Raw genomic sequence first — 14,717 nt, forward strand, 5'->3', positions numbered from 1 at the left:
AATATTTCGTAGAAATCGTAGTACTTAATATTTGAACAATTCAATAATAAGTTTATAAAATTATACTAAATGGTAAACGCTGAAGAATAAATGCTGGTTTCTATGCAAAGCGCTGTAAAATGTCAGCAATGTACTTTCTTCCGATGCCCAGTTATACATTCTTTCCACCGATTTGCGACCGTTACTTCCCATTTGCCTGCCTTGATCCGGATTTTCAATAAACCACTGCAGCTTTTCACACAACAGCAGGGCGTTATATGGTGAAATACAAAAACCGCATCCCGATTGTTCGACGACATCCTGGTATAACGGAAAATCGGACGTAATTACCGGCAATTTTAAAGACATATATTCAAACAGCTTTGTCGTGTAAGAATCCGGGTAATCCGCAACAGGCTTCAACAATGCAATTCCGGCCACCGCCCGGCGTGCATATGGAAACATTGTCTTCTGATCGGCATATCCGTGAAAAATAAGATTGTCTGCAATCTCCCTATAGCCTGGCAGTTTTTCAATTTCGTTTTGAGAAATCCGAATGCTGCCGAATAAATGCATTTTGAAGTCAGGATAAACTTTCTTCAATGCTGCCAAAGCTGTTACAATTATATCAAAAGATCGTTCCAGCGAAATGACACCCATGTAAATGATCTCCGGACCTTTGCTTTCAACAAATGCTTCGGTTGCGTATTGATCTGTAAATGAGAGTAATGCGTAATTGCGGACTATGGCTGCGGGATAAGTCAGTTTGTCATATTCGTTCAAATAGGCGTCTTCGGTCAGGACAAGGGCAAAATGCTTTCGGGCATAATGATCGAAGTTTCGAAATAGCTTTTGGAACAGGAAGCTGTTGTTGAAGGTTTTGATGCTAAACTTTTTGTAAAGATTTTCCTGCACCTCATAAATGACATTGGCCCCCAGCCATTTGAATAACACCGCAACCGGGATCAGTTCCGGAACGAAAATATGCACGAGCTGCGGCCGCAGACGCAGGCATTTCCATAAAAGTAATGTGTGCGAGAAAAGCAGCCGCATGTAAAGACGCTGAAATGCAGGAAGCCACAGCATGGTGATGGCGTCACCGGCAACATTTGGCAGGGCATGCGGCAGCGCGCAAAACACCTCGTATTCTTTTGCAAGCGAAGGCGCGATCTTATATACAATCCTGGGATCTGTGGCCGGATGGACGGTGCTTAACAACAAAACGCGTCGCCTCGTCATGCGCTTACAATGGCAATACCCGATGAGGTTCCGATACGTTCGGCTCCGGCTTCAATCATGGCAATGGCCTGCCCTTTTGTCTTTATCCCGCCGGAAGCCTTGATTTTGACATGTGCAGGAAGGATTGAACGCATTTTTTTAACCACTTCCACATCAGCACCTTGCGCGGCAAAACCGCTTGATGTTTTTACGAAATCAGCATTGGCTTCGGCACATATTTCACAAGCCGTGTAAAGATCAAAGGAATCCAGGTAAGCCGTTTCAATGATTACTTTAATGATAGTATTTTGCGCGTGTGCAATTTCCGCAATCTGGGTGAGTTCCTCCCGCACACTGAGATACGCCATGGATTTGAACTGTGAAATGTTCATCACCACATCCAGCTCCGTAGCGCCGTTTTGCAAGGCATTGGTTGCTTCAAAAACTTTGGTCGCCGTTGTTGAATAGCCGAAAGGAAACCCGATCACCGTGGCTATCTCTATTTTAACAGGACAAAATTCCAGCATTTCCGTTGTATAGGCCACATAAGCAGGAGCCACGCAAACGGCCTTAAACTGATGTATCCACGCCTCCTCACACAATTTCCGAATGTCCGTCTCACTTGCATTGGCAGTGAGCAAAGTATGGTCAATGTAAGCAGAAAGCGATGTCATAAGGTGGGCCGGCGGTAATGTAAAAAGTAAAAACCCCGTCGGATCGACAGGGTTCAAACAATGATTTATACAACGAAATTATTTTTTGCTTTTCTTTTCCTGCTCAGGAGCGTCTTCCGCAACCACTTCCGAAGTTTCTTCTACCTGCGCTTCTTCGCCAGGTTCCTCAGTGGAAGCAACGAACAGTTCAGGTGTATATTTTGACAATAAATTATACCATGAAATGATTTTCTTAATGTCTGAAACATAAACTTTTGACCGGTCAAAATCAGGAAGGATTTTGTTCAAAAATTCGATCAGTTCTTTGTCAGATGCAGTTTTAGGCTGCAATGTCACTTCTTCGCCATGCTCTTCACGGATTTTCAAAAAAACGTCTGCCAATGGAGCTGATTCTTCTTCACCGTCCGTAAAAATAGAAACGTCTTTCAAAACAGAAACACGTGCAGTTGGCCCGATCAGCGTTTTTTCACGCTTCTCATCCAAGCTTTCCACGATCACACCTGCACGGCTAGGCTTAAGAATACGGAACAATCCGCCTTTTCCTGAAACATTTGCTATTTCTTTCAACAAATCCATTCCTGTTGACTCTACTTTTTCACTCATCCTTTCTTACTAATTAGTTATATCTTAATAATGATTATGTTGAATGCGATGACCACCTCAATTTTGCGCAAAATAACGGAAAGATTGAGCGCGAAACAACCTCTGGCTTACTTTGTCCTTTCAAACGACTGATTATAAGTTTCTATTGCCTCCAGAATCGGGTCGCGGCCTTCGTTTTTTTCTGCCGATGTAATGAACGTAGGTGGCACTTCTTCCCATACTTCGGCCAGTTTCTGCCTGTAAGCCTCCATTTGATTTATCGCCTGGTTGGGTTTCAGTTTGTCGGCTTTTGTAAAAATAATGTGGAACGGAATTCCGGCTTCGCCCAGCCCCGCCATAAATTCAAGGTCCACCGCCAGCGCGCTATGCCGGATATCGATCAGGACGAATGTGCAGATCAGATTTTGGCGGTTGTGCAGGTAATCGCCGATCATTTTCTCCCATTTCTCACGCTCAACTTTGCTCACTTTGGCATAACCATAACCCGGCAAATCCACCAGATACCAGGATTCGTTGATAAAATAATGGTTAATAAGCTGCGTCTTACCTGGTTGCTGAGAAGTTTTCGCAAGCGATTTCTTCCCGGTCAGCATATTAATAAGCGAGGATTTTCCAACATTTGAGCGCCCTATGAAAGCATATTCGGGCAAAACGGGATCAGGACATTTCTCATAATCCGAATTGCTCATTACGTATCTTGCTTCCTGAACTTTCATGCTTTTTTGACGTTAATATTAATGCGAAGTTACTTTTTCTTTTTTTACCAACCTCAAATGTCCTGGTGGCATGTTCGCGGGAGGATAATTGGATAAAATAAAACAATAGGGTATTTTCGTTTAAGAGGAATTGAAACCATAACTAAATCAAAAGATGAAAGGTCTTAAAAAATTGTCTCTTCTCGTTGCCATCGTGACTATGACATTTGCAGTTACTATTGCGGCAGAAGCAAATAAAGCGGATAAGAATGGCAAGGAAGTAAAGGCGGAGGAAAAAGGGATCCAGTTTACAGAAGCCAAATGGGCTGAAATCCTGAAAAAAGCCAAAGCTGAGAACAAAATCATATTCTTCGACGCTTACACCACCTGGTGCGGCCCATGCAAAATGATGCAAAAGAATGTCTTCACACGCGACGATGTTGCAGCTGTTTTTAATAAAGATTTTATCAATGTAAAATATGATATGGAAAGCGGTGAAGGCTTGAAACTGGCCAGCAAATACCCGTTAGAAGCTTATCCTACATTGTTTTTTATTGATGCAAAAGGAAAAGTCATTAAGCAGGTGATCGGGTATCAAACTCCTGAGAAACTAATTGATCTTGGAAAATCTGTTCAGAAAAAGTCTCCTAAGGCGATCTGATCCTGAACATTGCTATAAGATAAAACCCCCGGAGGATGTCCTTCGGGGGTTTTATCTTATAGCAATGCTATCAAAAACAAGGCTTAATTTTATTCGTAATAATTAGGAACGCGGTGTCCGCTGCTTTCCAGGAGCCTGTCTTTCTTGAAGAGCAGGAGGTCGGCTGTTACCATATCATTAACCAATGCTTTCAAATCATATTTTGGTTTCCAGCCCAGTTTTGTCATTGATTTGGTAGGATCACCGATCAAAAGCTCAACTTCCGTCGGGCGGAAATATCTTGGATCAACGGCTACAACTTCTTTTCCAATCTCAATCTGGAAGTCAGAGTTGTTGCATTTTGTCACCTTAGCGATCTCGGCGGCACCTTCCCCGCTGAATTCAAGCTCGATGCCAACTTCTGCAAAGGCCATTCTCACGAAATCACGAATGCGCGTTGTGATTCCTGTTGCGATCACGAAATCCTCTGCAACTTCCTGCTGGAGGATCAGCCACATTGCTTCCACGAAATCTTTCGCATGGCCCCAGTCGCGCTGCGCGTCCAGGTTACCCAGGTAAACTTTATCCTGCAATCCCAAAGCAATGCGTGCCACTGCGCGGGTGATCTTGCGGGTTACGAAAGTTTCGCCCCTTAATGGTGATTCATGGTTGAAAAGAATCCCGTTCACCGCAAACATGTCGTAAGCTTCGCGGTAGTTGACCGTGATCCAATAACCATAAAGCTTTGCAACCGCGTAAGGCGAGCGCGGATAAAATGGCGTCGTCTCAGACTGAGGAACCTGCTGCACCAAACCGTAAAGTTCCGATGTAGAGGCCTGATAAATTTTTGTTTTTTTAGTCAAACCCAAAAGACGAACCGCTTCCAGGATGCGCAATGTGCCTATTCCGTCTACATTGGCAGTGTACTCGGGCTCTTCGAAGCTCACCTGCACGTGGGACATTGCGCCCAGGTTATATATTTCGTCAGGCTGTACTTCCTGGATGATCCGGATAATGTTGGTGGAGTCGCTCAGGTCGCCGTAATGCAGTTTGAACCTTATATTTTTCTCGTGCGGATCTTCGTAAATATGGTCGATCCGCTGCGTATTGAATAGTGAGCTGCGACGCTTGATCCCGTGCACTTCATATCCCTTGCTCAAAAGAAGCTCAGCTAAATAAGCACCATCCTGCCCGGTAATACCGGTAATTAAGGCTATTTTCATTATCTATGGGTATGTATAAGTGGATAAAATAATATCCTGCTAAAAATTGAAAATATTGATCCTAGTTGCTCTCGGCAGTAGGGTTAATCATCAGGCTTCGTTTGATATCCACGCGGTCGGACAGGATTACTGCGGAAGAATATCGTTCCCTGATCAGTTCCAGATATTGCTCTGCGTCTGCACGATACATGAAATCGCCCACTTTCACGCGATATGTCGGCTGTGTGTAAGAAACATACGGGATAAGGTCCGGAAAAGCCTGATATACATAACTTTTGGCGTCGTCCGCCTCTTGTCTCACATTACCCACATACATCTGGATCCGAAATCCGTTTACATAACGGATGGACTTGTTGTGCTTTGCCAGCGTGTCCAGCACCGTTTCCAATCGCTTGTTGACATACAATGGCTTGTCGACATCCGGCTTTGGCGCCGTACTGGCTTTGGGTGTGGTTACCGGTGTTGCTTTTGGAGTAACTGACGGTTCAACATACTCGAAACGAGGCCTTACCGACGACAGATCTTCCCTGTATTCCGAGCTGGAAGAGCTGACAACAGTCTTTTTGCTGCAACCCGAAAGGATGATAATGAAGAGCTGAATCGCCCATAAAAAATTCTTTTTCAGCATCATATCCTTAGCCGTTATTACTGAGCCTGCAAACTTAATCAAAAATGGATGAATCACCATAACATGCTATTTTGAATCTAATAGCTAACTTTACCCGGACTTATTTATTAGTTCAATGCAAATCCAATCAAACTTTTCGCTTCGCAATTTCAATACTTTCGGCCTCGAATCCACGGCTTCCTTTTTCGCCGAAGTAAGTTCGGTTGAAGAACTAACTGAAATATTGCTCGATCCCGTATGGCAGCAAAAGCCTAAATTTATTCTCGGCGGCGGAAGCAACGTGCTTTTCACGCAGAATGTCAATGCATTGGTAATTCATCCTGTCATTAAAGGAATTGAGAAAATAAAGGAAGATGAGGACCATGTGTGGCTGAAAGCAGGCGCGGGGGAAGGTTGGCATGAGTTCGTAATGCATTGTGTCTCGCACAACTTCGGAGGCGTGGAAAATCTGTCACTTATTCCCGGCACAGTAGGGGCGGCGCCTATGCAAAATATCGGTGCTTATGGGGTGGAAATCAAGGATGTGGTTGAATCTGTGGAGGCAGTTTCCATTGAAAGCGGTATGAAAAGGATTTTCTCGAAGGAAGAATGTGAGTTTGGTTACCGGGAAAGTGTTTTTAAAAAAGCGCTCAAAAATCAATATGTGGTAACGGGGGTAACATTCGTTTTGGACAAAAAACCTGTGTTGAACATTGGTTACGGTGATGTTCAGAAAACATTGCTGGAAATGAATGTGACAAGCCCCACGATCCAGGACGTCAGCCAGGCTGTGATTGCCATACGACGCAGTAAACTGCCGGATCCTGCTCAAATCGGGAACGCCGGCAGCTTCTTCAAAAATCCGGAAATCCCATCGGAACAATACAATTCGCTCAAAAACATCTTCCCCGAAATGCCGGGTTATGTTATAAGTGAGACAATGGTAAAAGTACCTGCCGGCTGGCTCATTGAACAAGCTGGTTGGAAAGGATATCGCCAGGGTGCGATTGGCGTGCACCATAAACAAGCATTGGTGCTCGTGAATTACGGCGGCGGCAATGGCAACGAAATTCGTGCGCTGGCAGGCACCATTCAGGATTCTGTGGAAGCCAAATACGGCATTCGCTTATCGCCGGAAGTAAATTTCATTTAGTTCGGAGAAATTCATTTCAAAACAAACCTTCGCTTACCGCACAAGGACCATTTTACGGGTGCTGATTTTATCACCATAATGAACCCGGAGAATGTACTGCCCGCTGCTGAGATCATTCACCGAGATCGTTGCCCAATCCTTGTTCTCGTAGGAAACATTTTTCACCTTCATACCATTCACGGTATACAATTCCACCAGACTGATAGCAGAAGTAGTTGAGGCAATGTTGATTACGTCCGTAACAGGGTTCGGATACACATTAATGCTCAGTTCCTGAACCGGCTCCTCGCCCAGTACAACGTCAATGTCCTCTCCCTGCTTGGTGATTGTTGTGGAGGCGAGCTTTGATTCAGACTGGTCGGTGTAACCTCTGATCCGGTATATATAGGTAACGCCTTTTTTTGCGGACGGGTCCGTATATTCGAGCTGACTTGCGGGGAAGCGCATCGTTTCGTGGGAGGCCAGCGTGTCATTGGCTTCCAAACGTTCCAGCAGATAGCCGGTAACATTTGGTAATTTGTTCCAGCTCAGCACCACTTGTTTGTCCTTTTCGGCAGCGGCAAGGGCTATGGTGCCCAGGTTTGTATACGGGAAAATCTTGTTGTGATGGAAAGCGAAGGCGCGCAATCCTTTCGTATTCTTTAAAAACGGCCCTATATAAACCCAGGCAGCACTCAAAAGCCCCGAATAATGGTATTTTGAAGGCAAATATTTGATCGTGGAATCATTACCAACCTCTTTCAGCTTGACAATGATCTTATTAGCCTCAGCCCGGCCCGAAGCAAGTTTTTTCCATTCTGCATTCAGGTAGAAAAAGTCTTTTACTGAAAAGACCGAAGTTGGTTCCAGGCTTCCTTCAATGTTAACAGCTACGGTGTCTTTGGGATAAACCATTTGCTGATAATCCTCGAATACCATTGTTATTTCATCCTTTTCGGGCGTAGAATAGAATGCTTTTTGCAAGCTGGGAGAAGAGATTTTTTCTTTTTCGCCATAGTGGTTATAACCCGCCAGATCCGCCAGGTCCCTGCCCAGTTGCAGATAACCCTCCAACCCATAATGAAACCCGTTCCATCCTGTGGCACCCAATGCTGCATAGGGTTGGATAATCGGATATTTCCGGTCCAATGTTCTTTGCTGCTCGCGTACAACGCCAATCCGGTCGTCATAAGCCCCACCACCAAAAAGGGGAAGCTGGAAAACGTAGATCTTTTCAACCATTGGATAATCTTCCTTCCACATTTGCACGAGTTTATCGAAACGTGGCGCCCAGGTTAAAGGATCATTGGAAGAAGATTCTGTTTCACCCTGCCAGAAAAATATCGCTCTCAATGAGGGCAGCAACCCTGTTGTTTTGGCAGCATTGAGCAAAAAGCCGTAAAAACTGGATCTGTCTGTCAGGTCAATCAGGGAAGCGCCGGCGGCGGCACCATTAAGAATGCAGGTCGGAACCTGATATCTTTCCGCTATGACTCTTTGGAATTCAATTCCAAATATGCCCACGCGCTGACCTATGGCATTAGCAAGTCCCCATTCGGCCGCGCCTCCTGATGATCCGTATGTCCGGGCATATTCGTTCCGGTAAGCATAGTCAACTTCCCAGGCAACCGCATTCGACTGTCCGTAAATGAGATAGAAATCACCAGCCACAACATTATCGCTTTTCGAAATAAGTGTGGAATCGGACTTGGATTTGCAGGCGTAAACTTCATATCCATATTCAGCAAGCTCTGCCTTGATCCTGAATGTGAAGTTGAAAGGAGCTTGTGAGCCGTTGTATTCTAGGTTTTTCCGCTGGTAAGCATTTGGCGTTTTATTCCTGGTTTGCACCACGGAAATGTAAGCGTATCCGGCCGTCTGGACCCTTCCTAAAAACTCCACATTAGCCATTCCGGTGCTGTCCCTTGCAAACAGCTGCATATTCGCCGGAGATTTGTCCAGGATGGCAATGCCGGATTGCTGCGCATGAACATTAGAAATAAAGGCTCCTACAAATGATATGAAAACCAGAAGTATAAATTTTTTCATGCAATAAGTTTGCGTTTACCAGCGGCCCGAACCATATCCTAAAATACAAAAAATCGCTGAACAATCATTGACTAGTAAGGACTGTTCAGCGAGAAGCGTATGATTCTATTTAATCAAAAAATATAAAGATTAATCAAAACACAAAGAAGCCGCGCCGAGCAGACCTGCGTCGTTCGCCAATGTGGCTCTCTTTATGATAATCGTTTTCAGGTAATAAGGCGTTAACCAGTATTCAAAACGCTCGTTAATGGCGGGCAGAATGTATTCAAACGAAGCAGAAATCCCACCCCCGATCAGAATCGTCGTAATGTCCAGAATGCGGACCATCGAAACCAGCCCTTCGCCCAGCAGATAACCCATTTCCTGGAACACTTGCTTGGCAAGCTCGTCGCCTTTGGAAGCAGCAGCAACAAGTCCGGTTGTGGAAATGGTCCCGTCGGATGGAAGTTGTGTTTGACCGGTGTAATTGGCACGCATGGTGATTGCAAGGTCCAGAAGCTCTTTTTTACCAATGTTCCTTTCCAGCACCTTACCGTTTTTGGAAGGCACGTGGCCTGGCTCCATGGCATTTCCGCCGCCGCCTTTGAAAACTTTCTTGTCAATAATGGCCGCACCGCCAATGCCTGTGCCTAATGTTACAAAAATATAGTCTTCGGGAAGCTTGTCTTCTCCAAAGTAATATTCGCCCAATGCAGCAGCATTAGCGTCATTTTCAAGATAAAAATCGTGTTCAGGAAAGCGGGCTTTCAAATCGGGGACAATGGCGATTCCATCGATCTCAGGAATGGCCGTGATCTCAATTAATGTAGTTCTGTCGCGGGTTGTGAGCCCCGGAACGCCGATTCCTACTCTTTTAACCTCGGGATATTCAACAAGCTGGAGCGCTATTGCATCACCTAAACGTTCGATAAAATGCCCTGAACTGCGCCAGCTGGCGGTATCGTGACTGTAAAAATTTGAAATTCTGCCATCCGTAGCGTCAACGATCCCCATTTTTACGTTAGTACCGCCCACGTCTATACCGAGGTATTGTTCCATGAAATGAAATATGGGTTTAATAAATAATTTTAAAAATGCGGCAATTTAGTAAAATTGCTCTATTGTACATCAATCAATCTAAATCTCCCAGCTGCGGCCTGATCAATATCTCTTCCATAACCGCTCTCGGCGACAGTGTATACGCCGCCCAAATCGTATCCGCAATGTCTTTGGACTCCATAAACCGCTCTTCGGGCAGGCCTGAGCCTTTCCAGCTGTCCGTATAAGTTGCTCCCGGCAAAACGGCGGTTACTTTTATCTGATGCGGCTTCATCTCTTCCCGCAATACTTTGGTCATTCCGTAAAGCGCAAATTTTGAAATACAATAGGAGCCGCCATTGGGATAGGCCATAATGCTGGCTGTGGAGCACATGGTGAAAATATGTCCTTTCTGATTTTCAATCATTCCCGGAAGGATTCCGCGGGTAAGGTGATAGGCGCTGTAAAGATTTGTCTCCATTGTTTTTTCCAATGTCCCCTCCGTTTCGTTGTGGATCTGGCCTGGAATAAATGTGCCTGTGTTGTTGATCAGGACCGTTACAAATCTGGTTTTTGAAACAATAAAATCTATAAATGCAAGAAGGTCATCTTTTACGGAGAGGTCCGAAGTTTGGCAATATAATTTTGCGCTGCCGAACCGGTCGCTCATTTCCTTTTCCAGCGCTTGCAGGTCGCTAGCGTTTCTTGCACAGGTAATTACATCAAACCCCTCTTCCAAAAACCGCTCAACGCACGCTTTTCCGATCCCTTTCGTCCCTCCGGTGATAACCGCTATTGGATTCATTTTTCTGATTGCTTCTTTTTTTGCCTAATTTTCCCGAAAATATTGAATACAATTAAGATATCATGTCTGTAATCGGGAAATACTTCATTTTTTTAGGAACACTATTCGGAAAGGGTGAAAAACTATCGGTGTACTGGCGGCGGCTCATGGAGGAATGTGTGGGGATAGGAGTGAGCTCTATATTCATTGTTGCCATTGTTTCCACGTTCATTGGCGCCGTTTCCTGCATTCAAACGGCCTATAACCTCGTTAGTCCTATCATTCCCATTTCAACCGTTGCGCTCATCGTGCGGGACATGGAAATTCTTGAACTCGCGCCTACGATCACTTGCATTGTGCTTGCCGGTAAGGTCGGTTCCAACATTGCCAGCGAGCTCGGCACCATGCGCATTACCGAGCAGATTGACGCCCTGGAAGTGATGGGGATCAATTCATCGTCTTATCTCGTTTTGCCCAAGGTCGTGGCAGCCATGCTGACTTTCCCTATGCTGGTTATTTTTTCTGCATTTTTGGGGATTTTGGGCGGTTACCTGGCCGGCACATTAACAGGCGTTATTACCGAGCGGGATTATTTATACGGGATCAGGGATTCGTTTGTGCCGTACAACATTTTCTTCATGTGTATAAAACCTTTTGTTTTTGGCTTCCTGATTGCAACAATATCTTCTTTTAAGGGGTTTTTCACAACAGGCGGCGCATTGGAAGTAGGAAAGTCGAGCACAGAAGCCGTGACCAACAGCTGTATTTCGATCCTGGTGGCCGATTATCTTTTAGCCCAGCTTTTATTGTAAAAGCGCATTAGCCATGAATTAAGAATAACTGAATCAGCAAATGATTGAAGTAAGCAATATCTACAAAGCATTTAATGGCAAGGAGGTTTTAACAGGCATTAGTGCATCGTTTAAAAAAGGGGAGACCAATCTCATCATCGGCGGCAGCGGAACCGGAAAAAGTGTTTTGCTGAAATGTATGATCGGACTGGTGAAGCCCGACCAGGGCAATGTGCTTTACAATGGCCGCGATTTTTACCATTGTGATAAGGAAACGCAGCAGTCGATCCGGCGTGAAATGGGCGTGCTATTCCAGGGTGGGGCACTTTTTGATTCCAAAACAGTGGAAGAAAATGTGCGGTTTCCGTTGGATATGCTTACAGACCAGTCTGTTCAGGAAAAGCAGGAGCGTGTTGCGTTTTGTTTGCAGCGCGTGGGACTGGAAGCGGCGGCTAAAAGAATGCCTTCGGAAATCAGTGGCGGGATGAAAAAGCGTGTTGGGATTGCCAGGGCCATTGTAATGAACCCGATGTATCTTTTCTGCGATGAACCCAATTCAGGACTGGACCCGCTTACTTCCGTCAAAATTGATGAGTTGATCAAGGAAATCACAGAAGAATTTCAGATCACAACGATCATCATTACACACGATATGAATTCCGTCATGGAGATCGGACAGAACATTATGTTCCTCTACGAAGGCTCCAAACTTTGGGAAGGCGTTAGTTCTGAGATCATCAGAACAGATGTTCCGGAGTTAAAGGAATTCCTTTTTTCTAATAAGCTGCTCCGCGAAATGGAAAAATAGCTTTCCTACCTTTTATTTAAGAAGGGAATATTCTTCCGCTCAATTAAAAATACAGCCACAGCAAAAATCGCAAGGATAAGCATATGCACCGGAACTGCAATGTACAGATTCGGGATCTTGACGAATGTGGATGCGATGATTACCAGCCCGCCCACGCCAATGTAACCTACGGCAGAAAGGACGTCATAAGGAACAGGATAATACTTTTGACCAAAATAATAACACAATGCGACCATGATAAAAGACGAGGTCGCAAATGCAATGGCAAAGCCCAGATAGCCGATCTGCGGCACCAGAATGAAGCTGGTTGCAATGGTTATGGCCGCGCCCATTAATGTGAGCCAGGTTCCGTATTCTGTTTTATCTGTAAGTTTAAACCACGTAGCGAGGTTATAGTAAACGCCCAGGAACAGATAGCCAGCCAGTAACCAGGGCACCACAGGTAATCCTTCGTGATAGATCTTTTGTTTCAAAAACAACTCCGCCAGCAGATCCAGGTTCAGGCATATGCCCACCCACATGAGCACGCAAATAATGATGAAATACTTGGTGACCTTGGCAAATACCGGCGGCGCATTCTTGTCTTCTCCTTTTGAAAAGAAAAACGGCTCAGCAGCGTATTTGAACGATTGGATCGCCAGATTCATAAAGATTGACAGTTTGTAACACTGCACATAAATCCCGATTGCCTGCTTGGAGGTTCGTCCGGGATAGAAATTTTCGGGCAATAAAAACTGGATAAAAGCCCTGTCAAACAGCATGTTCAGCACGCCGCCCGCATTCATGATCATGATCGGGTAGGCATAAATCCATACCGGGCGGAACAGGGTTTTGTTGAACACAAATTTGAAATCGGCAAATTCTCTTCTCAACATCCAGAAAAACAGCAGGTTAGCGACTAAATTGGCGGTAACAATGTAATCCGGTGCACGTAATGGATCGTAAATCGCATCAACAGCCGGTTGGAGGAAAAGCAGATACTTTCCGGCATGAATATCGCGGCAAAGGATCAGGAAAAAGAGGTTTAAAAAAATATTGATCGCAATATTGGTCACGCGCAGGATTACGAATTTCTTCCCTTTCCCTTCCAGCCGCAGCCTTGCAAACGGGATCGAAACAATGCCGTCAATCGCCATAATCACAGCGAACATTCTGACGAGCGAAACGCTTTCCGGGTATTTAATAAACTCTGCAGCGTGGTCGGCGAAGATAAACAGCAGGCCGGAAAAAAATACGCTGATAATGATAACCGCGCTGAGAATCAGGTTGTAGTAAGCCTTCCGGTCGGTTTCCTGTCGTGCGAAACGGAAAAAAGCGGTTTCCATTCCAAAGGTGTAAAGCACCATCGCAAGGCCTGCATAGGCATAAAGCTGGCCTTGGGCGGCAATTTGTTCGGGTTCAAATAACTTGGTGTGGAGGGCAACCAGCAGGTAATTTAAGAACCGCCCCAGCATTGTGCTGATACCATAAATAGCGGTTTCGCTAGCTAATTTTTTTAGAACGCTCATTGCATGTTAACCTGCGGCAAGTCTTTGCAGGGAACCGCAAATATAGAACAAGGAGTGTACAATATTTCAAATGAAATAGCTGCACACTCCCTGGCAGGCTTCTGATTGAGCCTTCAAATTTTTTTAGCAGGTTAAATTCTGATCAGCAGGTTAATTTCTGATGTCTGTGATGATGCGTTCAATCACTTTTTCAATTCGTTTCCAGCCTTCGTCGGAATGGAGGTCTACGTCGATCATTTTCTCACGGTAGTCCGTAGAAATGGTCATGAAATAGATGCCGGCCGAAAGGAATGATACAAGCGCGCTGGTGTCGCTGTAATTAGGGAGGTTGCCGATCTTGTCCAGGATCCGCGTTGCAACTTGGTTACGGGCATCGGAAAGCATGGATTTGCCCGTTCCGATTTCCCAGCGGAGCAGATCGCGCGTAGCCTTTCTTTCCCGCAAGTCATTCATAAAAGTGTGCATCAGGCTTGTAAGCGCTTTGCTGCGTTCCTCTGGGGCCAGCGTAGGAATATTGTCAATGTATTCCGTTGCCGTGGTGGAAGTGTACTCACCGGATCTGACATATTGCTCCATCAATCCATCAACACTTTCAAAATAGCGATAGATCAAAACCTTGTTCACGCCTGCTGTGCGCGCAATGAGGTTAACGCCTACCTTTTCTGTTCCGTGTTGTTCGATAACTTCTCCTACTGCTTTGAGGATCTTGCTTTTTGTCCGCTCTCGGTCGCGCTTTTTAACTTTCTCAATTTTCATGTGGGTGCCATTTAGGTTAAATCATAGTAAATTTAATATTTCATATGGAAATATTATATGGTCAAAATGTGCGAAGTCACCAATATTGAAAATTTGTTGATAAAAGGGGTGTTTATCGATAAAATCGCCCAATTCATAGATAATAAAGGCCAGTTCGTCGACTAATTTGTACAGATTCTTAAAAAGGAAGGAAAAGAGAAAGGCACAAAAAAAGAGCTCACCGGAATGAGCTC

Annotated in this window: 15 protein-coding genes; 4 read left to right on the forward strand and 11 right to left on the reverse strand. The window is 45.0% G+C overall.

All coding sequences use genetic code 11. The features are described 5' to 3' along the window. Positions 1-60: 60 nt before the first annotated feature. From L0660_RS20740 to yihA, 4 genes are all read right to left on the reverse strand, one after another. The gene (locus L0660_RS20740) at positions 61-1,218 is read right to left on the reverse strand and encodes a glycosyltransferase (protein ID WP_235161166.1); all 1,158 of its coding nucleotides are present in this window, start codon (positions 1,216-1,218) and stop codon (positions 61-63) included. Continuing rightward, positions 1,215-1,871 carry a deoxyribose-phosphate aldolase gene (deoC, locus tag L0660_RS20745; protein ID WP_235161167.1) on the reverse strand — a complete coding sequence of 219 codons (657 nt, stop codon included), beginning with the start codon at positions 1,869-1,871 and terminating at the stop codon, positions 1,215-1,217. Before deoC ends, L0660_RS20740 begins: the two co-directional genes overlap by 4 nt. Before the next feature lie 78 nt (positions 1,872-1,949). Continuing rightward, positions 1,950-2,474, reverse strand: coding sequence for a DUF5606 domain-containing protein (locus tag L0660_RS20750; protein ID WP_026629519.1), 525 nt, complete (start codon positions 2,472-2,474; stop codon positions 1,950-1,952). A gap of 107 nt (positions 2,475-2,581) precedes the next feature. Next, positions 2,582-3,190, reverse strand: coding sequence for a ribosome biogenesis GTP-binding protein YihA/YsxC (gene yihA, locus L0660_RS20755; protein WP_235161168.1), 609 nt, complete (start codon positions 3,188-3,190; stop codon positions 2,582-2,584). A 154-nt stretch (positions 3,191-3,344) separates the two neighbouring features. Here yihA and L0660_RS20760 point away from each other — a divergent pair, with 154 nt between their 5' ends. Further along, the gene (locus L0660_RS20760; protein ID WP_235161169.1) at positions 3,345-3,830 is read left to right on the forward strand and encodes a thioredoxin fold domain-containing protein; all 486 of its coding nucleotides are present in this window, start codon (positions 3,345-3,347) and stop codon (positions 3,828-3,830) included. Positions 3,831-3,919: 89 nt separating this feature from the next. On the opposite strand, the gene gmd is transcribed toward L0660_RS20760, so the two are convergent. Beyond that, entirely contained in the window at positions 3,920-5,032 is a 1,113-nt protein-coding gene (gmd, locus tag L0660_RS20765) for a GDP-mannose 4,6-dehydratase (RefSeq protein ID WP_235161170.1), read from the reverse strand. 61 nt (positions 5,033-5,093) lie between these two features. Further along, complete coding sequence (locus L0660_RS20770) at positions 5,094-5,720, reverse strand: SPOR domain-containing protein (protein WP_235161171.1); 627 nt, start codon at positions 5,718-5,720, stop codon at positions 5,094-5,096. 55 nt (positions 5,721-5,775) lie between these two features. Between L0660_RS20770 and murB the strand changes: the two genes are divergently transcribed. Continuing rightward, a complete protein-coding gene (murB, locus tag L0660_RS20775; RefSeq protein WP_235161172.1) occupies positions 5,776-6,792 on the forward strand; it encodes a UDP-N-acetylmuramate dehydrogenase in 1,017 nt (338 codons plus the stop codon). A gap of 33 nt (positions 6,793-6,825) precedes the next feature. On the opposite strand, the gene L0660_RS20780 is transcribed toward murB, so the two are convergent. The 3 genes from L0660_RS20780 to L0660_RS20790 form a co-directional block, all read right to left on the reverse strand. Beyond that, on the reverse strand, positions 6,826-8,820 hold the full coding sequence (locus L0660_RS20780; protein WP_235161173.1) for a T9SS type A sorting domain-containing protein: 1,995 nt from the start codon (positions 8,818-8,820) through the stop codon (positions 6,826-6,828). A 129-nt stretch (positions 8,821-8,949) separates the two neighbouring features. Continuing rightward, on the reverse strand, positions 8,950-9,858 hold the full coding sequence (locus L0660_RS20785; RefSeq protein WP_233794760.1) for an ROK family protein: 909 nt from the start codon (positions 9,856-9,858) through the stop codon (positions 8,950-8,952). A gap of 73 nt (positions 9,859-9,931) precedes the next feature. Then, positions 9,932-10,642, reverse strand: coding sequence for an SDR family oxidoreductase (locus L0660_RS20790; RefSeq protein WP_235161174.1), 711 nt, complete (start codon positions 10,640-10,642; stop codon positions 9,932-9,934). Positions 10,643-10,704: 62 nt separating this feature from the next. Between L0660_RS20790 and L0660_RS20795 the strand changes: the two genes are divergently transcribed. Together L0660_RS20795 and L0660_RS20800 are read left to right on the forward strand one after the other, a co-directional pair. Further along, entirely contained in the window at positions 10,705-11,433 is a 729-nt protein-coding gene (locus L0660_RS20795) for an ABC transporter permease (protein ID WP_026629510.1), read from the forward strand. 40 nt (positions 11,434-11,473) lie between these two features. Beyond that, positions 11,474-12,220 carry an ABC transporter ATP-binding protein gene (locus L0660_RS20800; protein WP_235161175.1) on the forward strand — a complete coding sequence of 249 codons (747 nt, stop codon included), beginning with the start codon at positions 11,474-11,476 and terminating at the stop codon, positions 12,218-12,220. A 5-nt stretch (positions 12,221-12,225) separates the two neighbouring features. Here the strand turns inward: L0660_RS20800 and L0660_RS20805 are convergent, their stop codons facing one another. Beyond that, positions 12,226-13,728 (reverse strand): lipopolysaccharide biosynthesis protein, encoded by a 1,503-nt coding sequence (locus L0660_RS20805; protein WP_235161176.1) that lies wholly within the window; start codon positions 13,726-13,728, stop codon positions 12,226-12,228. A gap of 150 nt (positions 13,729-13,878) precedes the next feature. After that, a complete protein-coding gene (locus L0660_RS20810) occupies positions 13,879-14,484 on the reverse strand; it encodes a TetR/AcrR family transcriptional regulator (protein ID WP_235161177.1) in 606 nt (201 codons plus the stop codon). Between the last annotated feature and the right edge of the window lie 233 nt (positions 14,485-14,717).

This window comes from Dyadobacter sp. CY351 (assembly GCF_021502625.1).
GTDB classification, from domain to species: Bacteria; Bacteroidota; Bacteroidia; order Cytophagales; family Spirosomataceae; genus Dyadobacter; species Dyadobacter chenhuakuii.